The sequence below is a fragment of the Nocardia sp. NPDC059240 genome (genome assembly GCF_042753865.1).
Classification (GTDB): Bacteria; Actinomycetota; Actinomycetes; order Mycobacteriales; family Mycobacteriaceae; genus Nocardia.
In genome coordinates, this window is sequence record NZ_JBHZAC010000005.1 from 441,834 (window position 1) to 463,996 (window position 22,163).

20 protein-coding genes are annotated in these 22,163 nt (G+C 65.2%); 8 read left to right on the plus strand and 12 right to left on the minus strand.

Annotation, left to right across the window (positions count from 1 at the left end; translation table 11 throughout):
- Positions 1 to 32: 32 nt before the first annotated feature.
- From ACFXHA_RS20825 to ACFXHA_RS20860, 8 genes are read right to left on the minus strand one after another with little or no spacing between them, the layout of a single operon-like run.
- Positions 33 to 1,205: an MlaD family protein gene (locus ACFXHA_RS20825; protein WP_379359067.1), complete on the minus strand. Its 1,173-nt coding sequence runs from the start codon at positions 1,203 to 1,205 to the stop codon at positions 33 to 35.
- Positions 1,202 to 2,320 (minus strand): MCE family protein, encoded by a 1,119-nt coding sequence (locus tag ACFXHA_RS20830; protein WP_379359069.1) that lies wholly within the window; start codon positions 2,318 to 2,320, stop codon positions 1,202 to 1,204. Before ACFXHA_RS20830 ends, ACFXHA_RS20825 begins: the two co-directional genes overlap by 4 nt.
- On the minus strand, positions 2,317 to 3,453 hold the full coding sequence (locus ACFXHA_RS20835) for an MCE family protein (protein ID WP_379359071.1): 1,137 nt from the start codon (positions 3,451 to 3,453) through the stop codon (positions 2,317 to 2,319). The genes ACFXHA_RS20830 and ACFXHA_RS20835 overlap by 4 nt, the downstream gene beginning before the upstream one ends.
- Complete coding sequence (locus ACFXHA_RS20840) at positions 3,450 to 4,445, minus strand: MCE family protein (protein ID WP_379359622.1); 996 nt, start codon at positions 4,443 to 4,445, stop codon at positions 3,450 to 3,452. The genes ACFXHA_RS20835 and ACFXHA_RS20840 overlap by 4 nt, the downstream gene beginning before the upstream one ends.
- Positions 4,445 to 5,488 carry an MCE family protein gene (locus ACFXHA_RS20845; RefSeq protein WP_379359073.1) on the minus strand — a complete coding sequence of 348 codons (1,044 nt, stop codon included), beginning with the start codon at positions 5,486 to 5,488 and terminating at the stop codon, positions 4,445 to 4,447. The genes ACFXHA_RS20840 and ACFXHA_RS20845 overlap by 1 nt, the downstream gene beginning before the upstream one ends.
- Positions 5,485 to 6,921, minus strand: a complete 1,437-nt coding sequence (locus ACFXHA_RS20850) for an MlaD family protein (protein ID WP_379359075.1) — start codon at positions 6,919 to 6,921, stop codon at positions 5,485 to 5,487. The genes ACFXHA_RS20845 and ACFXHA_RS20850 overlap by 4 nt, the downstream gene beginning before the upstream one ends.
- A 46-nt stretch (positions 6,922 to 6,967) precedes the next feature.
- The gene (locus tag ACFXHA_RS20855) at positions 6,968 to 7,831 is read right to left on the minus strand and encodes an ABC transporter permease (protein WP_379359077.1); all 864 of its coding nucleotides are present in this window, start codon (positions 7,829 to 7,831) and stop codon (positions 6,968 to 6,970) included.
- A 3-nt stretch (positions 7,832 to 7,834) separates the two neighbouring features.
- Positions 7,835 to 8,653, minus strand: coding sequence for an MlaE family ABC transporter permease (locus tag ACFXHA_RS20860; RefSeq protein ID WP_379359079.1), 819 nt, complete (start codon positions 8,651 to 8,653; stop codon positions 7,835 to 7,837).
- Between the two features lie 497 nt (positions 8,654 to 9,150).
- On the opposite strand from ACFXHA_RS20860, the gene ACFXHA_RS20865 reads away from it, so the two are divergent.
- Complete coding sequence (locus tag ACFXHA_RS20865) at positions 9,151 to 9,816, plus strand: serine protease (protein WP_379359081.1); 666 nt, start codon at positions 9,151 to 9,153, stop codon at positions 9,814 to 9,816.
- Positions 9,817 to 9,882: 66 nt separating this feature from the next.
- On the opposite strand, the gene ACFXHA_RS20870 is transcribed toward ACFXHA_RS20865, so the two are convergent.
- Positions 9,883 to 10,512 carry a hypothetical protein gene (locus tag ACFXHA_RS20870; protein WP_379359083.1) on the minus strand — a complete coding sequence of 210 codons (630 nt, stop codon included), beginning with the start codon at positions 10,510 to 10,512 and terminating at the stop codon, positions 9,883 to 9,885.
- A gap of 131 nt (positions 10,513 to 10,643) precedes the next feature.
- Here ACFXHA_RS20870 and ACFXHA_RS20875 point away from each other — a divergent pair, with 131 nt between their 5' ends.
- The 7 genes from ACFXHA_RS20875 to ACFXHA_RS20905 all read left to right on the plus strand — a co-directional run bounded on the left by ACFXHA_RS20875 (position 10,644) and on the right by ACFXHA_RS20905 (position 18,802).
- On the plus strand, positions 10,644 to 11,933 hold the full coding sequence (locus ACFXHA_RS20875; protein ID WP_379359085.1) for a cytochrome P450: 1,290 nt from the start codon (positions 10,644 to 10,646) through the stop codon (positions 11,931 to 11,933).
- Between the two features lie 296 nt (positions 11,934 to 12,229).
- The gene (locus ACFXHA_RS20880) at positions 12,230 to 13,132 is read left to right on the plus strand and encodes a L,D-transpeptidase (protein WP_379359087.1); all 903 of its coding nucleotides are present in this window, start codon (positions 12,230 to 12,232) and stop codon (positions 13,130 to 13,132) included.
- Positions 13,133 to 13,393: 261 nt separating this feature from the next.
- Entirely contained in the window at positions 13,394 to 14,323 is a 930-nt protein-coding gene (locus tag ACFXHA_RS20885; RefSeq protein ID WP_379359089.1) for a carbohydrate ABC transporter permease, read from the plus strand.
- Positions 14,324 to 14,376: 53 nt separating this feature from the next.
- On the plus strand, positions 14,377 to 15,168 hold the full coding sequence (locus tag ACFXHA_RS20890) for a carbohydrate ABC transporter permease (protein ID WP_379359624.1): 792 nt from the start codon (positions 14,377 to 14,379) through the stop codon (positions 15,166 to 15,168).
- Positions 15,169 to 15,179: 11 nt separating this feature from the next.
- Entirely contained in the window at positions 15,180 to 16,538 is a 1,359-nt protein-coding gene (locus ACFXHA_RS20895) for an ABC transporter substrate-binding protein (protein ID WP_379359091.1), read from the plus strand.
- A 25-nt stretch (positions 16,539 to 16,563) separates the two neighbouring features.
- Complete coding sequence (locus ACFXHA_RS20900) at positions 16,564 to 17,643, plus strand: ABC transporter ATP-binding protein (protein WP_379359093.1); 1,080 nt, start codon at positions 16,564 to 16,566, stop codon at positions 17,641 to 17,643.
- On the plus strand, positions 17,615 to 18,802 hold the full coding sequence (locus ACFXHA_RS20905) for an alginate lyase family protein (protein ID WP_379359095.1): 1,188 nt from the start codon (positions 17,615 to 17,617) through the stop codon (positions 18,800 to 18,802). Before ACFXHA_RS20900 ends, ACFXHA_RS20905 begins: the two co-directional genes overlap by 29 nt.
- Before the next feature lies 1 nt (position 18,803).
- Here ACFXHA_RS20905 and ACFXHA_RS20910 read toward each other — a convergent pair whose 3' ends face one another.
- From ACFXHA_RS20910 to ACFXHA_RS20920, 3 genes are all read right to left on the minus strand, one after another.
- Entirely contained in the window at positions 18,804 to 20,786 is a 1,983-nt protein-coding gene (locus tag ACFXHA_RS20910) for a M13 family metallopeptidase (protein WP_379359097.1), read from the minus strand.
- A gap of 90 nt (positions 20,787 to 20,876) precedes the next feature.
- Positions 20,877 to 21,257 (minus strand): DUF397 domain-containing protein, encoded by a 381-nt coding sequence (locus tag ACFXHA_RS20915; protein ID WP_379359098.1) that lies wholly within the window; start codon positions 21,255 to 21,257, stop codon positions 20,877 to 20,879.
- A gap of 31 nt (positions 21,258 to 21,288) precedes the next feature.
- Positions 21,289 to 22,140 (minus strand): Scr1 family TA system antitoxin-like transcriptional regulator, encoded by an 852-nt coding sequence (locus tag ACFXHA_RS20920; RefSeq protein WP_379359100.1) that lies wholly within the window; start codon positions 22,138 to 22,140, stop codon positions 21,289 to 21,291.
- Positions 22,141 to 22,163 lie beyond the last annotated feature (23 nt).

Sequence of the window (22,163 nt, forward strand, 5' to 3'; positions counted from 1 at the left end):
GCCTGTCGCGCATAAGAGCAGCGACAGGGCACTCACTTGATCGGCGGCAGGGTCCGTTCGTTCGGATCCGAGCCGGCGGGCGGGAGCGCGCCGTTATTGGGCACGTCCGGTCGCGGAGCATTGGCCGACCCGCGGATCTGCTGATCCATGGGCGGGTTCTGGCAGTAGCTCGCCCATTTCGGGAAGGTGCTCTCCGTGGCCACATCCGCCGCCACCTTCTTGGTGACGTAGTCGCACCAGGTGCGCGGCCAGATGTCGAGAATGGTGTAGAACTCACCGTCGTGCGCGGGCACACCCATGGCGGAGGTGCCGAGCGCCAGCGACGGGAACAGTGCCCGCAGTGCCGGCGTGCGCAGCTGCGCGGCCTTGGTGATGGCCGCGAAGTTGGTGGCCAGGCTGGTCATCGGGTCGGCGGTCTTGTCCAGGACCGCGCCGAGGGCCTGCATCTGGCCGGGCGCCTGCTCCAGGATCTTCTGGAGTTCGGCATTCGCGTCGTTGAACTGATTGAACAACACACTCGAATTACGGGTCAGCGTACCCAGATCCGGCTGCGCCAGCGACGTGGTGCCGGTGATGGTCTGCAGGTTCTTGAGCAGATTGGTGGTCTGCGGCAGCAGATTGTCCAGACCGGTCGTGGCCAGGCTGATCGCGTCGATCATGGAGCGCAGCTGATCCGGCCCGCCCGACAGCGCGGTGTCCAGCTCGGTGAGGATGACGCTGAACTTGTTCGGATCGATCTCGGAGATCATGGCGCTGGCATTGTCGAGCACCGACCACACCGGGGTGGGGGTCTTGACCTTGTTCGCGTCGTAGGCGATCACGGATCCGTTGTGCAGGAACGGAGCCGACTCGACATTCGGGCGGAAGTCGATGTACTGCTCGCCCGCGCCGGAGAGCGCGCCGACCGCCACCAGGGTGTCGGTGGGGATGGAGTACTTCTTGTCGATCTCGGCGGTGGCCGCGATGGCCGCGCCGTCGTCGACGAGCTTGATGTCGGTGACCTTGCCGATGCGGTAGCCGCGCAGGGTGACGTCATTGCCCGCCTGCAGACCGCCGGAACGGTCCAGATTGACTGTCACCCGGTAGGTTTCGCGCAGCGGGTTCACCCGCATCACGCTGATCGCCAGGTACGACGCGCCGACCAGCAGGATCAGCACGAGCGCGGCGTTGGACACCAGGTTCTTGTGGCTTTTCACCCAGTTCATCGGTGTCCCCCGTTGATCCGGCTGTAGATGATCTGCAGGACCTGGATGAGGCTGCCCCCGAAGTCGTTGAGGTCCTTGAGATCCGGGAACTTGCTGTTGGCCGGGTCGGTGAGCAGCCCGATGTCCAGCATGGAGAGGGTGGCGGCCACCGCCAGCGTGTCACCCTTGAACGAGGCATCGGCCTTGGGCCGGATGTCGTGCAGAGCGTCGAGCGCGGGGCCCAGGGTCTGATCGGTCTTGGACAGCGCGTTCATCAACTGCGTCACATTGTCGAGCAGACTGGCCAACGAATCCGATGTGGTGTTGGCGTAATCGCCCAGTGCCGCACTGGTTGTCGAGATCTTGGTGAGCAGATCACCGAGTGCCTGGTTGTTCTCGGCGATGGCGCCGATCATGCCCGGCAGGGTGTCGGCCACCTGACCCAGCTGCTGATGGTTGGCCTCGATGGTGTCGGCCAGCGCGCTGAATCCGGCGAGGGTGCCGTCGATACGCGCGCTGTTCTTGTTGAGACTGGCCATCACACTGGTCATCTGGCTGAGCACATGACCGAGCTGCTCACCGCGACCGCCGACGATGGAGTCCATCTCGGAGGTCAGCTTGGACAGGCTGGCGATGCCGCCGCCGTTGAACAGCAACGAGACCGACATCAGCAGCTCTTCGACGGTGGCGCCGGCCGAGGTGTCGGTGATGGTGTCACCGCTCTTCAGCAGCACCGTGTCCGCGCCGGTCTTGGGCTTGGTGATGACCGAGACGAACACGTCGCCCAGCGGGGTGGCCTGGCGCAGTTCGGCGGTGGTGCCCTTGGGCAGCTCGATGTCCTTGCGGATGTCCATGTCCACGTAGGCGTGGAAATCCTTGGTGGTGATCTTGGTGACCACCCCGACATCGGAACCACCGACCTTGACCTTGGCCTGGTCGGGCAGGTTCAGCGCATTGTCGAAGGTCGCGTGGATGGTGTAGGTCTCGCCGCCCGCACCGGGTTTGGGCAGCGGCAGGCTCTCCACGGTGAGGCCGCAACCGGAGGCCACCACCGCCGTCGCGGAGACCGCGATGGCGACGATCGCCCGCCGGGCCGCCCGGCCCGAACGCAGCTCTCGCATCAAGCGATTACTCATTTGGTCATTCCCAACATCGCCGCCATGAGCCCGAAATCGGGTCCGAAATCTTCCACCTTGCCGGTGCGGCAGCCGTCCGACTTCATCTGGATGCGCTCGCAGAACACGCTGATCATCTCGCCGGAGAGCGCGGTGCCCAGGATGCCGTGCAGGCGAATGAAGTTGCCCTGCCGGTTGACCGACTTGTCGAGGTTCTGCATGAGCAGCGGTGCCACGTCGACGATCTCGGTCACCCCGGCCGCGTTGTCGCGCAGCTGCTGGGTGACCTTGGTCAGCCCGGTCAGGGTGCCGTTGAGCTGATCGGAGTACTGCGAGAACGCCCCGGAGGTGTTGGCCAGGAAGGCATTCAGCTGATCCAGCGTGGCCTGCAGGCCGGGGGCCTGGTCGGCGAGCAGCCCGGTCATCTGGGTGATCTTGTTGCTGAAACCGCGCACCGAATCGTCGTTGTCGGCCAGCATGCTGGTCAGCTCGTTGAGCTTGATGATGATGGTGGAGATGGCGTCCTTGTTGTCGACGCCGGTCTTCAACGCGCCCGAGAGCGCATTGAGCACATCGCGCATCTTCTCGCCGTTGCCGTTCATCATCGGGTACAACACGCGACCCGAGAGCGGACCGACACCGTCCTGTCCCTCTTGGGGTTTCAGCGCGGCGGCGAAGCTGTCGATGGTCTTGATCATGGTGTCCAGCTCGACCGGGGTCTTGGTCTGCTGGGTGGTCAGGTGCGCACCGTCGGGCAGCTTGTCACCGCCCGTGTAGCGCGGGGTCAGCTCGATGTGGCGGTCGGTCACGATGGACGGCGAAACCAGCGCGGCCTGAACGTTCTTGGGAATGTCCACGCCCTTGTCCACCGTCATGTGGACCTCGGCGTACATACCCTTCGGCACGATCTTGTCGACCCGGCCCACCTCGAGCCCGAGCACGGTGATCGGGTTGCCCTCGAACATGCCCGCGATATTGAGGAAGTCCGCGGTGATGTGCTTGGTCTGGCCCGTGGCGTCCTTCACCCCGAGCGGCACGATGGAGCACGAACCGACGGCCAGGCCGACCACACCGATCATGGCGGCCTGGGCAATTCGCGTACCGAGTGTCCGCTTCTCAGCGAGTGACGGTGTCTGCTTCTCAGCGAGTGTCATTGGTGGCACCCCTCGTTCACCTGCGCGAAGCACAGCCAGTTGTCCGGGAACAGCCACGGCAGTGCGACCTCGCCGTAGTTGCCGTTACCGAAGGCATTGTTGAACTGCCGGACGGACGGCGGCAGGATCGACAGCATCCGGTCCAGGTTGTCCTTGTTCTTCTGCAGACCGTCGGCCATGGTGTTGAGCTGAATCAGGGTCGGGCCGAACTGGTTCTGGTTCTGCGCACCGATCTGCTGCAGCTGACCACTGAGCGTGGCGATATTGTCCAGCAGGCTCTTGAGCAGACCCTGGCGTTCCATCACCCGGCTGGCGATGGCATCACCCTGGGTGATCACCAGCAGCAGGCTGTTGCGGTTGTCGCCGAGGATCTTGGTGACCCGGTCCAGGTCCTTGAGCAGCTGGTCGACCTGGTCCTTGCGGCTGTTCATGGTCTTGGCCAGCGCGCCGATGGCGTCCAGCGCCTGCACCGTCATGTTCGGGGTGTCACCCATCTGCTGGTTGATCAGATTCAGCGAATCCGCCAGCTTCTTGGTGTCGAGTTCCTCGAACTTGGGCGTGCCCTCCTGCACCACATCGGCCAGGTTGTAGGGAACGACGGTGTTGGACTTGGGAATCCGGTTGCCCTTGATCCCGGTGCCGTCGCCGGGCGTGAGGTCGATGTAGCGCGCGCCCAGCAGGGTCGCCATCTTGATCGATGCCTTGGCGTCGGGGCCGAGCTTGACCTTCTTGTCGACATTCAAGGTGATCAGCACGTGGTCACCCTCGAGCTCCGCGCCCGAGATGGTGCCCACCGAAACGCCGGAAACGGCCACCTTGTCGCCGGTTTTGACGCCGGCGGTCTGCACGAACTCGGCCTTGATCGTCTGCTGGCCGATGCCGACCTGCTTGTAGAGGGTGGAGCCGAGCAGCAGTGCGGCGATGAGGGCGACACCACCCACACCGAGCCAGAAATTGCGGTTCGCGTTGAAGCGGGACTTGAGTTTCGTCATCATGGCCGGCACACCGCCGAGTGGGAGTTGCCGCCGATCTGCGAGAACAAACCGCGCGGGAAGAGGATGCCGTACAGCGAGACGTCCAAGCTGCACAGGTAGGCGTTGGCGTAGGTGCCGTTCTGGGTGAACTTACCCACGTTGGCCAGGATGGCCGGGAGGTCCACCGCCGCCTGGTCGAGCTTGGCGCCATTGTTCAGCAGCAGCGCCAGCGCGTCGTGCGAGGAGTTCTGCGCCAGCACCAGCTTGGGCTGGATCTGCCCGAACATGGCGACCAGAGCCGTTGTCGCATCGGCGATCTGGACGGTCGAGGACTGCAGCGACTGGCCCTGCGCGTAGAGGCCGCCGATCAGGGCGCGGGTCTGGGTGACCAGCGTCTCCAGCTCGTCGCCGCGCTTGGCCAGGCCGGACATCACGCCCGAGAGGTTGGTGATGACATCGGAGAGGATGCCGTCGCGCCGCTCGAAGTCCGAGGCCACCGCGGCGGCCTGGGTGATGAATGCGGCCAGCGACACATTGTCGCCCTGCAGCGCCTGGATGAAGCTGTTGGACAGGTTGTTCACCTGCTCCGGCTGCAGCACCTGGAACAGCGGCTGGAAACCGTTGAGCAGCGCCGAGACATCGAATGACGGCTCGGTGCGCTCCAGCGGGATCGCGGCATTGTTCTTGAGCGCCACGTGATCACCGGTGTGCGGCTTCTTCGGATCCGGCGGCGCCAGCGCGACATAGCGCTGACCGATCAGGTTCTGGTAGCGGACCAGCGCCTTGGTGTCGCCGTACAGCGTCTGATCGCGCTGCACGATGAAGTTGACCACCGCCTGGTTCTTCTTGTCCAGGTCGATCGACTCGACCTTGCCGACGCGTACGCCGGCCATCCGGACGTCATCGCCCGGACGCAGCCCGAGCACATCGGTGAAGGTCGCGCTGTAGGAGTTGGTGCTGCCCGACACAGTGCGTGCGAGCGTGTTCCAGATGACCGCGGTCACCAGGATCGACACGATCGCGAAGATGGTGAATCCGATCAGCGGTTTGCGAATGCTCATCGGCCGGCACCGTTTTCGGTCACTTGCAACGTGGCACCCTTCAGGATCGGGCTCAACAGCAGGTATTCGGCCGCGGTCGGACGCCGGCCCAGCAGGGCGGTGATGGCGTCGTCACCGGAGAGGGCGATATTCCCGGCGTTGGGCACCGAACCCGGCTGGCTCGCCGGAGCGGCCGCGGCCGGAGCCGGAGCCAGGTTCGGGAACAGGCCCTGCAGCGGGGTACCCGCGAGCGGGTCGTTGCCCGGCTTCTGGGCGGCGTCGGGCACGTCGGTGGGGGTACCGGTGGTGGTCAGGCCCGGGATCAGCGGGAAGCCCGCCGGCGGCGGGGTGATCGGGAGGCCCTGCGCGGCGTCGATGGCCTTGGGCCGCATGGCCTCCGGCAGCGTGCCCGGATCCGAGACCAGCGGCGCGGTGGCACAGCTGGGCGCGGCCAGGTCGCCGTAGCGCGGGCAGTCGTCGCGGGTATAGGGCTTGTACGGGGTGAAGGTGATGCCCAGGTTCCACCGCATCTGTTGCTGCGGACCCCAATTGAAGGTCGAGCTCAGCTTGCGCACCGAATCGTTGAGGTTCGAGATGGCCTGCGGGATGGCGTCCGGCTGGTCCGACAGCGCGCCGAACAGGGCGCTGGTGCCGGTGGTGACGTCCTTACCGACATTGGGGTTGCGGGCGAAGAGCCCGTTCACCTTGTCGATGGTGCCCCCGGCGCCGGCCAGCAGCGCGGTCAGCTGGGCGCGACGGTCGGAGATGGTCTTGGCGGTCTCGACCGAATCCTTCAGCACGCCCATGAGTTCCGGCGCGGACTGGTTGAGCGCGTGCATGGAACCGGAGAGATCGTCGAGGAACCCGCCGACATCCGGCACCGAACCGCGCACCTGCTCGAGCCAGCGGTCGAGGCGCTCGACGGTGGAGCCGGGCATCCGCCCGGAGCCGTCGAGGGCATAGGACAGCGTGCCCAGCACCCGGCCGAACTGCACCGGATCGATCTGGCCGAGAATGTCGCGGACCTTGGTCAGGGTGTCCTGCAGGGCGATGGTGCCCTTGGACTCGTCCTGCGCGATCTGCGAACCCTCCTTCAGATGCGTGGGATCCGCGCCGTTGTAGACGAGTTCGACCGAGGTGACGGCGAACAGGTTGGAGGGCACGACGCGTGCGGTGACATTGGCCGGGATGCCGGGGGCGTACTCGGGTTTCATCTCGATGTGCACCTCCTGCTTCTCGCCCTTGGCCGCGACGGTCACATCGTGGACCGCGCCGACCAGCACGCCGCGGAACTTCACGTCCGCGTTGGCGGGCAGGCCGTCACCGGTGGTGGTGAGATTCGCGGTGACATTGACCTTTTCGACGCCGTAGCCGCGGTAGCGGGCGAACAGCAAGCCCAGCACGACGGCGATGACGGTGAGGCCGCAGATCCCGGCGATGAGCAGCTGCCGCATCGTCGGTCCGCGTCCACTCGGATCGATAAGCATGGTGTGCGGCCCCCTATCCCGAGATCCGGATGCCGGGGTTGACGCCCCAGATCGCCAAGGTCATGAACAGGTCTGCGAAGACGACCGCGATGATGCACAACTTGATCGCGCGACCGGCCGCCACGCCCACGCCCTCGGGGCCGCCGGAGGCGAAATACCCGTAGTAGCACTGGACGAACGTGGTGAGCGCGACGAACAGCACCGCTTTCAGCAGTGAGTACAGCACATCGTGCGGGATCAGGAACTGATAGAAGTAGTGCTGGAAGGTGCCTGTCGCGGTACCGCCCACCAGGGACACGGTCAGCGAGCAGGAGATGTAGGCCAGCGGCAGCGCGATGCAGTACAGCGGCACGATGGCGATCATGGCCGCGATCATGCGGGTGCTGACCAGATACGGAAGCGGCCGGATGGCAACCGATTCCAGCGCGTCGATCTCCTCGGAGATGCGCATGGCGCCCAGCTGCGCGGTGAACCGGCAGCCGGCCTGCGCGGCGAAGGCGACCGTCGCCAGCAGCGGGCCGAGCTCACGGGTGGTGGCGAAGGCCGAGATGGCGCCCGTCAAAGGGCTCAGGCCCAACAGGTTCAGCGAGGTGTAGCCCTGGATGGCGACGGTCATGCCGCCGAACGCCGACAGGATCAGCACCACGCCGATGGTGCCGCCACCGACCACGAGATTGCCGTTGCCCCAGGTGACGTCGGACAGCAGCCGCCAGACTTCCTTGGGGTAGTGCTTGAACGCCATCGGCATGGAGCCGATCGAGCGCAGGAAGAAGAAGACCTGGTGGCCGATGCGGGCCAGCCAGTCGCGCGGCGCACCGGCCACACCCTTGAGCTTGTTCAGCGGCCGCAGCAGCGGCGGTGTGTAAGTAGCTGACACGGCTCAGACCACCTGCGGCGGGAAGAAGGAGTTGTACAGCTGGGTAATGATCAGGTTGACGCCGAACAGCATGACCGCCGACATCACGACGGCGGTGTTGACCGCGTTGGCGACACCGCCCGGGCCGCCCTTGGCATTGAGACCCGAATCGCAGGCGATGATGGCGGCGAGCAGCCCGTAGATGAGCGACTTCAGCAGCGCCACAACCAGGTCGGTGGTGATGGCGAAGGAGGCGAAGGTCCCGATGTAGGAACCCGGCGTGCCGTTCTGAACGAAGATATTGAAGATGTAGCCGGTCAGGAAGCCGACGAAAACCACGAAGCCACACAGCAGTACGGAGACCAGCATGGCCGCGCCGAGGCGCGGGGCGACCAGGCGGCGCATGGGATCGACACCCATCACCTTCATGGCGTCGATCTCTTCGCGGATGGTGCGCGAGCCGAGGTCGGCGCAGATGGCGGAGCCGACCGCGCCGGCGATCATGAGCGCCGTGACCAGTGGCGCGCCCTGCTGAATGATGCCCAGCCCGTTGGCCGCACCGATGAACGATGTCGCACCGACCTGCCCGGCGACCGAGCCGACCTGGATGGAGACGATGACGCCGATGGGAATGGCGACCAGCAGCGTGGGGGCGGCCGCGACATTAGCCATGAAGGCGCACTGCCGGATGAACTCGGCGTAGGGGAAGCGGCGGCGGAAAATGGCAATGAAAAGCTCGGCGACCGCGGAGACACCCATGGTCATCATCCGTCCGCCGGTTTCCAGCGAGCGTTTCGGATGATCCTGCCAGTACGCCTTGGCCCAATCCACGGCCGCATTCATCCGTGATGCCGTTGGTGGACTCCCCTGGTCCGCCGGGCTCGTGGTCACGTGCACTGACTACCCCTCTCGACGCCGGAGTTACCCGTCTCCGGCGACTGTTGCTTGACGCACCCTACTACGGAGTTAGGAAAAGCACATCACCGATTGTGGTTCCGGTCATAGACCCGGATCACTTTCGTCTTATGGCTGTGAACAGCCACATCAGGGTTGGTTTCGAGCCCAAAGAACCAGGCAGTTATCTAGAACATGTTCTAATTTTGACTTGCGGTCAGAGATGTGAACATCGACCGGGTAACAATTTATAGGATCAAATTTATCGGAATTCGATAGCGCTTGTGCATTGTTCCGATATCTCCATCCAACTAGGTATCAGCCCCGAACCCCAGCAGGACACGGCTGCGCAACATGTGGCAGTACAAGAGGCAACCGGGCACGAATACTGACAGGATGAGTAACCGCAGGTTGAGATTCGTGCGGCTTCCGACGTCTGGAGGGACATGATCAAGAAATTGGCCGGGGCGACCGGGGTTTTCGCCGTCGCACTGAGCACCGCGCTCTTCGGCGCCGGAGCCGCCACCGCCGATCCCGCGCCCGCCGTCATCGGCGGCGGCTCGGGAATCATCATTGACGACCAGTTCGAGTGCACCGTGACCACCATCGGTCACGACGGCAGCGGCCGACTGGTCGGGATCACCGCCGGACACTGCGGCGACGCCGGAGCCAAGGTCTGGGCCGAGAAGGACAGGGCCGCAGGGCAGATCGGGCAGTTCGTCTATTCCAACCACGATCTCGACTACGCCGTCATCCAGTTCAACCCGGACCGGGTCATCCCGGTCAACCGGATCGGCAATGTCACCATCACCGGGCTCGGCGGCCCGCCGGGATTCCCCATGATCGTCTGCAAGGAGGGCCGCACCACCGGCAACACCTGCGGCCTGTCCTGGGGTGACGTCTTCGACACCAGCGTCGAGACCTGGAGCCAGATGTGTGTCGTGGAAGGCGATTCCGGCGCGCCGGTCGTCGTCGGCACCACCCTGGTCGGCATGGTGAACGCCTACCTCGCGGTGGCGTGCTTCGGGCCCGAGGTCGGCACCAATATGAGCTCGATCATGGCCGACCTGAACGGTCGCGGCAGCATCGGCTCGGGGTACTACCCCATCTAGTCACGAGAACCATTGCGGGGCGGCGATTTTCGAATCGCCGCCCCGTTCTCGTCCGGGGGGTCCGCGTCAGAGCGTGTCGACGCAGACGACGACCTTGCGCTCCTCGTAGACATAGCCTTGATTGTTGCCGGGGCAGGAGTCGACGCTGACCGTGTTCTGCAGGATGGAGACGACCTTCACGCCGTCGGTCGCGTCGCGGGTCGTGCACGGAATGCGGTGTGCGACATCGGTACCCATCTCTATACAGTCGCCGACCACCCAGTCGACGGTCAGGCACAGCGCGCCGGTCTCGACGCCGTTGAAGGTCTCGTAGTAGACCTGGTCGGCGCCCTTGCCGCACTGGGTATTCACGGGAGCCTTGCCGGTCACCTTGTAGTTGGCGTCCGGACTGCCGCACACGGCCGTATCGATGGTCGCCTCGGTGGTGGTGCCGCCCAGCTTCACGCAGTCGCCGATCGAGGCCTGAAAATCGGTGTGCCCGCCGCGGTCGGCGCGCGGGGTGGTGCTCGGCGCGCCCGGGCCCGGCTTTCCCGTCGGCTTGACCCCGGTAGTGGCGGGCGCCCCGGCGGGAATCAGGGTGTCACCGGGCGCGGCCTGCGGATGACCGCTCACGGTGGTCCCGCAGCCGGCGAGCAGCAGGGTGGCGGCGGAGATCGCGGGGAGAACGATCCGGGCGGAAAGCTGCTGACGCAACACGGCAGAGTCCTATATTTCGAAACAAGCAGATTTGAGTTCGATCATGCATATCACGTGTCGTACGGGCGATATCGAACCGAGGCGTCGGATCATTTCGTATAGCGGTCCATAACGGCGAAACCGGGAGCGCCATGCCTGACATGCTCGAGAGCTATGCGGCCTGGCGGCAGCGCCGGGAGGGGGATCCCTTCCGGGTGCGCATCCCCGGCCTGGGCGCGGTCCTGTTCACCGCCACCCAGGAGGGGGCGCGCGAGGTGTTCCGGGCCCCGGTCGAACTGCTCGAGCCGCCACGGCCCAACCCCATCGAGCCGATGGTGGGCGCGGCATCGCTCATCCTGGCCCGAGGCGAGCAGCACCGCCGTGAGCGGGCCCTGCTCGCGCCCGCCTTTCATCGCAATCGAATCAGTGTCTACGGCAACACTATTCGCGAGGCGACCCGTGCCGAACTGAGCGGCGATCGAACCGGGATTCCCTGGCTGCCCGGCACCCGGATCGACGCGCGGGCGGCGGGGCGCGCCCTGACGCTGCGGGTGATTCTGGCGGCGGTGTTCGGCATCGACGATGCCGAGCGGCGGGCCGAATACACCGCGGTCACCACCGAATTCCTGGAATCGTTCGGTACCACGCTGTTCCTGCTGCCACCGTTGCGCCGCAATATCTTCGGACTCTCCGGCTGGGAAAGGTTCAGTGCGGCAAGGGATCGGCTCGACGGGCTCATCGACGCCGAGGTGGCGCGGCGGCGGGTGGACGGCGGCGGGGACGATCTGCTGGCCTTACTGCTGAGCGCCCGCTACGAGGACGGCGGCGTCATCACCGCCCTGGATCTGCGCGAGCAGTTGCGGACATTGCTGGTCGCGGGGCACGAGACCACCGCGACCGCGCTGGTGTGGGCGCTGTACCGGCTGCACCGCGAACCCGCCACGCTGGACCGGCTGCTGGACGAATTGGCCTCGGCCGGAAGCGATCCGGATCCGCTGTCGTTGATGCAGCTGCCGTATCTGGACGCGGTGTGCCAGGAGACGCTCCGGTTGCATCCACCGGTGCCGATCGTATTGCGCAGGCTCACCGGTGATTTCACCCTGCGCGGCGTACCGCTGGTGGCGGGGGACACCATGGGGATCTCGGTGCAGCTGCTGCACACCGATCCGGCGGTGTGGCCGCAACCACGACGGTTCCGGCCGGAGCGGTTTCTCGAACGTCGCTACAGCCCCTTCGAGTTCGCGCCGTTCGGCGGCGGGCACCGCCGGTGCGTGGGCGCGACGCTGGCCGACTATGAACTTCGAATTGTGTTGGCTACTGTACTGACCGGGGTGCGGCTGCGCCTCGCGCCGCATTTCACCCGATTCGGCGCACCGCTGTCGGTGCCCCATACGATCGCGGTCGGGCCGCGCGCGGCGATCCGGTTCGACGTTCAACCCTGAAGCGGCATACGTGATTTCGATCACAGCGAGGTTTCGGGAAGCAATCGCTCCGAAACCGGCCGCAGCGGTGTCACTTTCGGGGAATCGCCGACGCCAACGGCGCATACACGCCAGGCGAGCAACCCTCTCGCACCGATGTGACGTGGCACACACCAATGAGTCGGTATGCATAACTGCCACAAGCCAATTGGCTTGCCGGACGGATCGCTGTAGTAATGGACCCGGGGTTGGGACCTAAGCGGGTGAAGTACGCCCGCAGTTCTTGCGTGTGTACGAAGATCTGAGAGGACCTTGCTGTGCTGCTTACCCGCTATCGGAGAACGGGACTGATCGCCCTCGCCGCTGTCGCGGCGACCGGAGCAGTGGTGGTGGCACCGGCATCGGCGACCCCGCTATGGCCGGGCGGCCCCGAGCTCCCGGGCGTGCCGTCGGCCGTCATGCCGCAGCCCGAGAACGGCTCGCTGCCCACCGATCCGAACGCCAAGGCGCCGATCCCGCCGGCCAACTTCGCCGCCCCGAACGTCAGCCCCGGTGACGGGGATGTGGTCGGCGTGGCGATGCCCGTCATCATCAACTTCAAGGACCCGGTCAGCGACCACGCCGGCGCCGAGAAGGCCATTCGCATCACCTCCACCAACAAGGTGAACGGCCACTTCTACTGGATGGGCGACAAGCAGGTGCGCTGGCGGCCCGAGGACTTCTGGCCGTCGGGCTCCCAGGTGACCGTCCAGGCGGGCGACACCAAGGTCTCCTACGAGATCGGTGACGAGTTCATCGCCACCGCCGACGACGCCACCCACCAGATCACCGTCACCCGCAACGGCGAGGTCGTGAAGACCATGCCGACCTCCATGGGTAAGAAGGGGCACGAGACCCCGAACGGGACCTACATCGTCAGCGAGAAGAACCGCAAGATGATCATGGATTCCTCGACCTACGGTGTGCCGGTGACCGATCCGCAGGGCTACAAGCTCGAGGTCGAGTACGCCACCCGCATGTCCAACAGCGGCATCTTCGTGCACGCCGCCCCGTGGAGCGTTGCGCAGCAGGGCTATTCGGACACCTCGCACGGCTGCCTGAACGTCTCCACCGAGGACGCCAAGTGGTTCCAGGAGAACGTGAAGAAGGGTGACCCGGTGATCGTGAAGAACTCCATCGGCACCTTCTCCACCGGCGACGGCTGGGGCGACTGGAACTAGTCTTCCCGTTCGATCACGAAGGGCCCCGCTCCTACGAGCGGGGCCCTTCGTCTTGCTGTTGGTCGACCGTTCACGTGGTTTTGGTCACCAAATCAATTGGGCTTTCGTACCATTCGTCCCATGTCCGCGCCGCTCCCAGGTGTGTCCGGTGAACAGTCGGTGGCGCGTGTCGACCGACAGTTAAACGAGCTCCCATCTGGAATTAACCAGCCATTAGCCAAAGGCCGCAAAGCTGCGCGGGTGCAAACAAAGGCTGGGCGGGTGCGAACCTGGCCCGAACGAGTACTCCCGACGCCCCCAGGGCGCGGGTGGCGAAGCAGACCCTGGCAGGACTATGCGCTGTTCGTCGTGCTCGTGGTGCCCAACCTGATTCTGCTGGGCGTCTTCGTCTATCGGCCGCTCGCCGACAATATCCGGCTCTCCTTCACCGACTGGAACATCTCGGCGACCGGGATGAACTGGGTCGGCTTCGACAACTACACCGAGTGGTTCGGCCGCAGCGACTCCTGGCAGATCGTCCAGAACACCGTGATCTTCACGGTCGCCGCCGTGCTCGGCAGCATGTTGCTGGGGCTGGCGCTCGCCATGCTGCTCGATCGCAAGCTGTTCGGGCGCAATGTGGTTCGCTCCGCGATCTTCGCGCCCTACGTCATCTCCGGCGCCGCCATCGGCGTGGGCTTCCAGTTCATCTTCGACCCGGGCTTCGGTCTCATCCCGGATCTGCTGGACAAGCTGGGGATTCACTCACCCGACTTCGCACAGAACCCGCACTGGGCGCTGTTCATGATCACGGTCACCTACATCTGGAAGAACCTCGGCTACAGCTTCGTCATCTATCTGGCGGCGCTGCAAGGGGTTCGGGCCGACCTCATGGAGGCCGCCGAGATCGACGGCGCGAGCCGCTGGACCACCTTCAGCCGGGTGCTGCTGCCGCAGCTGCGGCCCACCACGTACTTCCTGTCCATCACGGTGCTGCTCAACTCGCTGCAGGTCTTCGACCTCATCAATGTGATGACGCGCGGCGGGCCCATCGGCACCGGCACCACCACCATGATCTATCAGGTCTATCGCGAGTCCTGGGTCAACCAGCGCGCCGGATACGGGGCGGCGGTCGCCACCATCATGTTCCTGGTGCTGCTGATCGTGACGCTGGTACAGGTCCGCATGATGGACCGGGGGGACGAGAAGTGAACGCGCTCAGCAACAATCGAGAGCTCTGGGCGAAGGTGTTCGGCTACGCCGCCATGCTGTGCGTGCTGATCATCGTCGGCGTCCCGCTGTACTACATCCTGACGCGGTCGTTCATGGCGCACGCGGAGGTCTACACCCAGCCGGTCACCTACTGGCCCAAGCACTGGCTGGTGTCGAACTACAAGGAAGCCACCACCACACTGCCGTTCTGGCAGTTCCTGCGGAACTCGATCATCGTGACCGTGATCGTGTCCGGGGTGAAGTTCGTGCTGGGCGTGCTCAGCGCCTACGGGCTGGTGTTCCTGCGCTTCCCGGGCAAGAACATCGTGTTCCTGGTGATCATCGCGGCGCTCATGGTGCCCAACCAGATCACCATCATCTCCAACTACGCGCTGATGTCGCAGGCCGGACTGCGAAACACGTTCGCGGGCATCATCCTTCCGCTCTGCGGCGTCGCCTTCGGCACCTTCCTCATGCGCAACCACTTCCTGTCACTGCCCAGCGAGGTCATCGAGGCCGCGCGGATGGACGGCGCGGGCTGGTGGCGGCTGCTGACCCGGGTGGTGCTGCCCATGTCCGGGCCGACCATGGTGGCGTTCGCGGTGGTCACGCTGGTGAACGAGTGGAACGAATACCTGTGGCCGTTCCTGATGGCCGACGACGCGCGGGTGGCCACCCTGCCGGTCGGCTTGACCCTGCTGCAGAACACCGAGAACCCCAGCGTCACCAACTGGGGGCCGGTCATGGCCGGGGTCATCCTGACCATGCTCCCCATCCTCATCGTCTTCCTGGCGCTACAGCGCCAGATGATCAAGGGCCTCACCTCCGGTGCGGTCAAGGGCTGAGAGTCTGAAAAATGAAGTCCAAGAAGGAGATCCCTGTGTCGGATTCACGTTTTCCCGGTCTGTCCCGACGCGGGTTCCTCGGGCTGGCCGGTGCGGCCGCGGGCGCGGCGGCGCTGACCGCCTGTGCCGGGTCCGGCGGCAGCGGCACCCAGGGCGGTGACTCCAAGACCATCACGTTCTGGTCCAACCACCCCGGCACCTCCAAGGACCAGGAAACCGAGCTGATCAACCGGTTCCAGGCCAAGTACCCGGACCTCAAGGTCAACCTCGTCGACGCGGGCAAGAACTACGAAGAGGTCGCGACCAAGTTCAACGCGGCGCTCTCCGGCGGCGACCTGCCCGACGTGGTGATCCTGTCGGACGTCTGGTGGTTCAACTACGCGCTCAACGGCACCATCGAACCGCTCGACAGCCACTTCGCCTCGGCCAATGTGAACGTGTCCGACTACGTCGACACCTTCATCGGCGACTACAAGTTCAACGGCAAGACCTGGGCGCTGCCGTACTCGCGCTCGACGCAGGTCTTCTACTACAACAAGGACCTCTGGTCCAAGGCCGGACTGCCCGACCGCACCCCGAACAGCTGGGACGAGTTCGACGAGTGGGGCCCCAAGATCCAGAGCGTCATGGGCGGCGGCGAGAAGTGGGCGCACGGCTGGGGCGACGCCAAGAACTACCTGGCGTGGACCTTCCAGGGACCGCTGTGGACCTTCGGCGGCGCGTACTCCGACGACTGGAAGCTGAAGTTCAACGACGCGGCCTCCATCAAGGCCGGTAACTACCTGCGCGATTCGATGAACACCAAGAAGTACGCGAGCATCCGGCCCACCTACGCGGTCGACTTCGGCAACGGCATCATCGCCTCCGCCATCGGCTCCACCGGTGACCTCAAGAGCATCAAGACCAACTCCGAGGGCAAGACGCAGTTCGGCACCGGCTTCCTGCCGCACCCGAACGGGCTGGCCGGCGCCACCACCGGCGGTGCGGGCCTGGCGATTCCGTCGCGCATCAGCGACGCCCGCAAGGAGAACGCGCTGAAGTTCATCGACTTCATCACCAATGCCGAGAACACCTCCTACTTCTCGCAGGCCACCGGCTATGTGCCGGTGCGCAAGTCGGCGCAGCAGGATCCCAGCATGGCCGACTTCCTGTCCAAGAACCCCAATTTCAAGACGGCCATCGATCAGCTCCCGCTGACCAAGCCGCAGAACTACGCGCGCGTGTTCGTGCCCGGCGGCGATCAGATCATCGGCACCGGACTCGAGCAGATGGGCCTGCAGAACCGGGATACGGCAGCCACTTTCGCCGATATCACCAACCAGCTGCAGACCATCATCGACCGGCAGATCACGCCGAAGCTGCCCAAGTAAGTACTAGTCGAGGAGATCCGCCGGCATGGCGACTGTGCAGTTCGAGGGCATTTCCCTCACCTATCCGGGCGCGCCCGCACCCGCGGTCGAAGACCTGAACCTGGACATCGCCGACGGCGAATTCCTGGTGCTGGTCGGGCCTTCGGGCTGCGGCAAGTCCACCAGTCTGCGCATGCTGGCGGGTCTCGAGGCGGTGACCGGCGGACACATCCGCATCGGCGGCCTGGATGTGACCGGCCTGCCGCCGCGGTCACGTGACGTGGCCATGGTGTTCCAGAGCTATGCGCTCTACCCGAACATGACCGTGGCCGAGAACATGGGCTTCGCGCTGCGCAATGCCGGAATGAGCAAGGCCGACACCCTGGTTCGGGTGCAGGAGGCCGCGGCCATGCTCGAACTGGAGGAGCTGCTCGACCGCAAACCCGCGCGCCTGTCCGGCGGTCAACGCCAGCGCGTCGCCATGGGGCGGGCCATCGTGCGGCGGCCGCAGGTGTTCTGCATGGACGAGCCGCTCTCGAATCTCGATGCCAAGCTGCGGGTTTCGACCCGTTCCCAGATCGCGGCGTTGCAGAAGCGGCTCGGCACCACCACCGTCTACGTGACCCACGACCAGGTCGAGGCCATGACCATGGGCCACCGGGTGGCGGTGATGAAGGACGGCAAGCTGCAGCAGGTCGCGGCACCCCGTGAGCTGTACGACAATCCGGTCAATACGTTCGTGGCCGGATTCATCGGCTCGCCGGGCATGAACCTGCTCACCGCACCGGTGCGCGAGGGCGCGGCCGTAATCGACGAGCTGCGGATTCCCTTGCCGCGCACCGTCGAGGGCAAGGATGTGGTCGTCGGCATCCGTCCCGAATCCTGGGAGGTCACCACCGATCCGAGCAATGCGCTGGCGGTCGAGGTGGAACTGCTCGAGGAACTGGGTTCGGAATCGTTCCTCTACTCCCACGGTGTCGCGGACGAATGGTCCAGCCGCTCCGGCCGGGTCGTCGCCCGCGTCGACCGGCGCTTCCAGGTGGCGCTCGGTGACCGTTTGTACTTGACTCCCAAACAGGATGAATTGTTCTTCTTCGATGCGGAAACCGAAGAGCGCCTGCGCTAGATACGGATTGGCGGCGCTCGCGTCCGCCGTGGCGGTGAGCCTGCTGCCGGGGTGCGCCCCGGGGGCGGGTCAGGCCGCGCCGCTGCTGTTCGCGCACCCCGGCGTGCTGGTCTCGCGCGAACAACTCGACTTCGCCAAGCAGCAGGTCGCGGCCGGGGCGCAGCCCTGGAAGGGCGCGTTCGATCAGTTGATCGCGAGCCCGTACGCCGCGCTCGACCACGCGCCGGTACCGCGCGCCGTGGTGGACTGCGGCTCGTATTCCAAGCCGGACAACGGCTGCACCGATGAACGCAAGGACGCCGTCTCCGCCTACACCGATGCGCTGGCCTGGTATCTCACCGGCGACGGACGCTACGCGGACAAGGCGATCGAGATCATGGACGCGTGGTCGGGCACCATCACCGACCACACCAATTCGAATGCGCCGCTGCAGAGCGGCTGGGCCGCGTCCATCTGGACCCGCGCGGCCGAGATCGTCAGGTACACCTACAACTGGCCCGGCGCCGGACATTTCGGCGACATGCTGCGAAACGTGTACCTGCCCAAGGTGATCAACGGATCCCAGTCGAACGGCAACTGGGAACTCACCATGCTCGAGGCCACCCTCGGCATCGCGGTGTACACCGAGGACCGGCCGACCTATGACAAGGCCGTCGGCATGTACCTCGATCGGGTGCCCGCCTACATCTATCTGTCGTCGGACGGACCGATGCCGAAGATCTCGGCGCGCAGCAATCTGCGCACCCCCGAGGCGATCATCAAGTACTGGCAGAACCAGTCCGTGTTCGTCGACGGCCTGGCCCAGGAGACCTGCCGCGACTTCGAGCACACCGGCTACGGCCTGTCCGCCATCGCGCACATCGCCGAAACCAGTCGCATCCAGCACGAGGACCTCTACCCGCAGGTCGGCGACCGCCTGCGCGCGGCGTTGGAGTTCCATGCGAAATACGAACTGGGCGAGCCGCTCCCGGCCGACATCTGCGGCGGCAAGTTCGACAAGCACCTGGGCCCCACCACCGAGGTCGCCTTGAACGCCCTGCACAACCGCATGGGCCAGGACCTACCGGAAACCCAGAAGCTGACCGATCAGCTCCGCCCCGAGGGCGTGCTCATGTTCAGCCTCTGGGAAACCCTGACCCACGCGGGTAACCCGAACTGAGCTACCAGATCTTCACGCGCTCAGCGGGATCCAGGTAGAGCTCGTCACCCGGATTCACCTCGAAGGCTTCATGGAAGCTGTCCAGGTTGCGGACCACGCCGTTGCAGCGGAACTCCGGCGGCGAGTGCGGGTCGACGGCGAGGCGGCGGATGGCCTCCTCGGAGCGAGCCTTGGTGCGCCACACCTGCGCCCAGCCGAAGAACACCCGCTGCAGGCCGGTGAGCTCGTCGAGGACGGGGGAGTCCTGGCCCTCGGTGGCGATCCGGTACGCCTCCAACGCGATCGACAGACCGCCCAGGTCACCGATGTTCTCGCCGATGGTGAACTCGCCGTTGACGGTGTGGTCGGCACCGAGATCCTTGGGGGAGAACTGGTTGTACTGCGCGATCAACGCCTTGGTGCGCTTACCGAATTCGGTGCGATCCGACTCGGTCCACCAGTCGACCATATTGCCGTCGCCGTCGTACTTCGAACCCTGATCGTCGAAGCCGTGGCCGATCTCGTGGCCGATGACCGCACCGATGCCGCCGTAGTTGGCGGCGTCGTCGGCGTTCATGTCGAAGAACGGCGGCTGCAGGATGGCGGCCGGGAAGACGATCTCGTTCATGCCCGGGTTGTAGTAGGCGTTCACCGTCTGCGGGGTCATGAACCACTCGCCGCGGTCGACCGGGCCACCCAGCTTGTTCAGGTCCCGATCATGCTCGGCGGCATAGCCGTTGCGGTAGTTGCCCACCACATCGGCCGGATCCACGCTGATGTTCGAGTAGTCGCGCCACTCGTCCGGGTAGCCGATCTTGGGGGTGAACTTCTCCAGCTTGGCCAGCGCGGCCTGCCGGGTGTCCGGGCCCATCCACTCCAGCTGGGAGATATTGCGGCGGTACGCCTCCTGCAGGTTCTCCACCAGTTCGACCATGCGGGCCTTGGCCTCCGGCGGGAAGTGCCGGGCCACATAGAGTTTGCCGACGGCCTCGCCCAGCAGATCCTGCACCAGCGAGACGCCGCGCTTCCAACGCTCGCGATTCTCCTGCGCGCCGGTCAGCGTGCGGCCGTAGAAGTCGAAGTTGGCCTCGACCAGCGCCGCGGTCAGGTAGGGGGCGCGGGCCTTCACGACCCGCCAGGCCGCCCAGGCCTTCCAGTCGTCCAGCGATTCCGCGGCCCACGTCTGCGCGAAGGTGCGCACGTAATCCGGCTGGCGGACCACCACTTCGGCGAACAGTTCGGCACCCGGGCGGTCTGCACCCACGGCCAGTGCGGAAGTCCAGGCGGCCCAGTCGAATTCCGGATTCTCGGCGGCCAGCGCCTCGAAAGTGGTGAGGTTGTAGCTCAATTCGGCGTCACGGCGGCGCACCACATCCCAGTGGCCCGCGGCCAGCTTGGCTTCCAGGTCGAAGACGCGCTGCGCGTCGTAGTCGAGGCCCGCCAGCTCGAACAGGTGGCGGATGTGGGCGACGTACTTCTCGCGGATCTCCGCGTATTCGTCCTTGTGGTAGTACGACTCGTCGGGCAGGCCGATGCCGGACTGGGTGGCGTGCACCAGGTACCGGGTGGAGTTCTTGTCATCGGTGTCGACGTAGAAGGCGAGCGCGCCACCGACACCGGTGCGCTGCAGGCGTCCGATGAGCGCGGCAAAATCCGACCGGTCGGACACAGCCGCCACGGCGGCCAGCTCCTCGGCGATCGGGGTCAGACCCGCGGCCTCGATGGCCTCGGCAGCCATGAAGCTGTTGTACAGGTCGCCGATCTTGCGCTCTTCAGAACCCGGGGCACCGTCAGCGGCGGCGGCATCCTGAATGATTGCCTGTACATCGCGTTCGGCCTGGTCGTAGAGCGTGCGGAAGGCACCGTCGACCGCCCGATCGGCCGGTATCTGATAACTGTCCAGCCATTTGCCGTTGACGTGCGCGAACAGGTCGTCCTGCACCCGCACGTCCGCGTCACGGAAGGACAGGTCGATACCGGAGGGAGGCGTCAGCTGCGAAGTCACGATTCCCAGTATGCCGACTCCGGTGGCACACGGCCGGGCACTGTGAACTTCGCACCCCTTGCGTTCACGATCAGTGAACGCAATGCGGTGTCAGGCCGATACCGGGCTCCGGTCGAATTCCCCGTCCCGCGCCCCGTCGACGAAGGCACGCCATTCGCCAGGGGTGTAGACCAGGGTGATCTTGCGGTGTTTCAGGGTGGTGTGGCCGTCCGCACCGGTCTCCGCGATGAGCGCGGTGCGGAGGGTTTGGCGGCCCAGCACAGTGGCGAGGAATGACATCCATTCGGCCGCTGCGACGGTGATGATGGGCTCGTCGTCAAGGCGATGTTCCGGATTGCGCCGGTACTTGCTGTCGCGGATGAGCACCGCATCACCGTCGAATCGAACCTCCACGCACTGATTTCCGTTATTGGTACGAGACGACGTGAACCAGCCGGTGGATTCCGGCTGGTACTTCGCGGTGGTTTGCATGGGCAGCATTTTACAGTTACGCATGCTTCTCCTACCCCTGCGAATAATGTTTGATCAGCTCCAAAGATTCTGCGCGACCTAGAGATTGGTCCAGTGCGCGCACAAATGCGAACCGCAGATCGCGAATCTGCTCCGGATCCTCCACGGCCCCACCGAAAACCGCGCTCTCCACCCAGGTGAAGGTCGGAAGATTTTCGGAAGCGAAATCCAGCAGATGAAAACTCGACCCGCCCAGTAGTGCGCCGCGGGTCGCGGTGAACGGAATCACCCGCACCGTAACCGAATCCAGTTCATCCAGCAGCAACGCCAGATGTTCGAGTTGCCCGCGCAATACTTTCGGGCCGCCGATTTGTTGCAGCAGCGTCGCCTCGCCGATCACGGCGGTCAACTCCACCCGATCGTCACCGCGCAACCGCTCCTGCCGCCGCAACCGTACGGCGACAAGCTGTTCCACCTGCACCGGCCGGATCATGACGTCGGCACTGATCAACGCCCGCGCGTATTCCTCGGTCTGCAACAGCCCGGGCACCACCAGGCTGTCGTAGCTGCGGATGCTCTCGGCACCCAGCTCCATGCCGTAATACCGTTGCAGCTCCGGGCCGATGAGCGCCGAGGACTTGGCCCACCAGCCGCGCTCCTTGCTCAACGTCAGCAGCTCCAGCAGCTCCTCGCGCTCCTCACCTTCCACCTCGAGCAGTTCCAGCACCGGACCGATGGTGGTGGCGGTGAGCACGCGCCGACCCTTCTCCACATGCGACCAGTTGGCCGGAGTGAAGCCGACGCGCTTGGCGAAGGTCGCCGAATCGAAGCCGCACTGCTCGCGTAGCTCGCGCAATCGCAGAACCAGCTCCCACCGGGCGACCGTGGGCGAGACGGGTGCCATGGTCGTGACTCTACGCCTACAAC

Coding starts and splice junctions, on each gene's coding strand:
- ACFXHA_RS20835 (WP_379359071.1), bottom strand. CDS start 3,453: ATGACACTCGCTGAGAAGCAGACACCGTCACTCGCTGAGAAGCGGACA.
- ACFXHA_RS20905 (WP_379359095.1), top strand. CDS start 17,615: ATGCGGAAACCGAAGAGCGCCTGCGCTAGATACGGATTGGCGGCGCTC.
- ACFXHA_RS20900 (WP_379359093.1), top strand. CDS start 16,564: ATGGCGACTGTGCAGTTCGAGGGCATTTCCCTCACCTATCCGGGCGCG.
- ACFXHA_RS20850 (WP_379359075.1), bottom strand. CDS start 6,921: ATGCGGCAGCTGCTCATCGCCGGGATCTGCGGCCTCACCGTCATCGCC.
- ACFXHA_RS20860 (WP_379359079.1), bottom strand. CDS start 8,653: ATGAATGCGGCCGTGGATTGGGCCAAGGCGTACTGGCAGGATCATCCG.
- ACFXHA_RS20865 (WP_379359081.1), top strand. CDS start 9,151: ATGATCAAGAAATTGGCCGGGGCGACCGGGGTTTTCGCCGTCGCACTG.
- ACFXHA_RS20840 (WP_379359622.1), bottom strand. CDS start 4,445: ATGACGAAACTCAAGTCCCGCTTCAACGCGAACCGCAATTTCTGGCTC.
- ACFXHA_RS20895 (WP_379359091.1), top strand. CDS start 15,180: ATGAAGTCCAAGAAGGAGATCCCTGTGTCGGATTCACGTTTTCCCGGT.
- ACFXHA_RS20915 (WP_379359098.1), bottom strand. CDS start 21,257: ATGCAAACCACCGCGAAGTACCAGCCGGAATCCACCGGCTGGTTCACG.
- ACFXHA_RS20890 (WP_379359624.1), top strand. CDS start 14,377: ATGCTGTGCGTGCTGATCATCGTCGGCGTCCCGCTGTACTACATCCTG.
- ACFXHA_RS20875 (WP_379359085.1), top strand. CDS start 10,644: ATGCCTGACATGCTCGAGAGCTATGCGGCCTGGCGGCAGCGCCGGGAG.
- ACFXHA_RS20830 (WP_379359069.1), bottom strand. CDS start 2,320: ATGAGTAATCGCTTGATGCGAGAGCTGCGTTCGGGCCGGGCGGCCCGG.
- ACFXHA_RS20825 (WP_379359067.1), bottom strand. CDS start 1,205: ATGAACTGGGTGAAAAGCCACAAGAACCTGGTGTCCAACGCCGCGCTC.
- ACFXHA_RS20845 (WP_379359073.1), bottom strand. CDS start 5,488: ATGAGCATTCGCAAACCGCTGATCGGATTCACCATCTTCGCGATCGTG.
- ACFXHA_RS20920 (WP_379359100.1), bottom strand. CDS start 22,140: ATGGCACCCGTCTCGCCCACGGTCGCCCGGTGGGAGCTGGTTCTGCGA.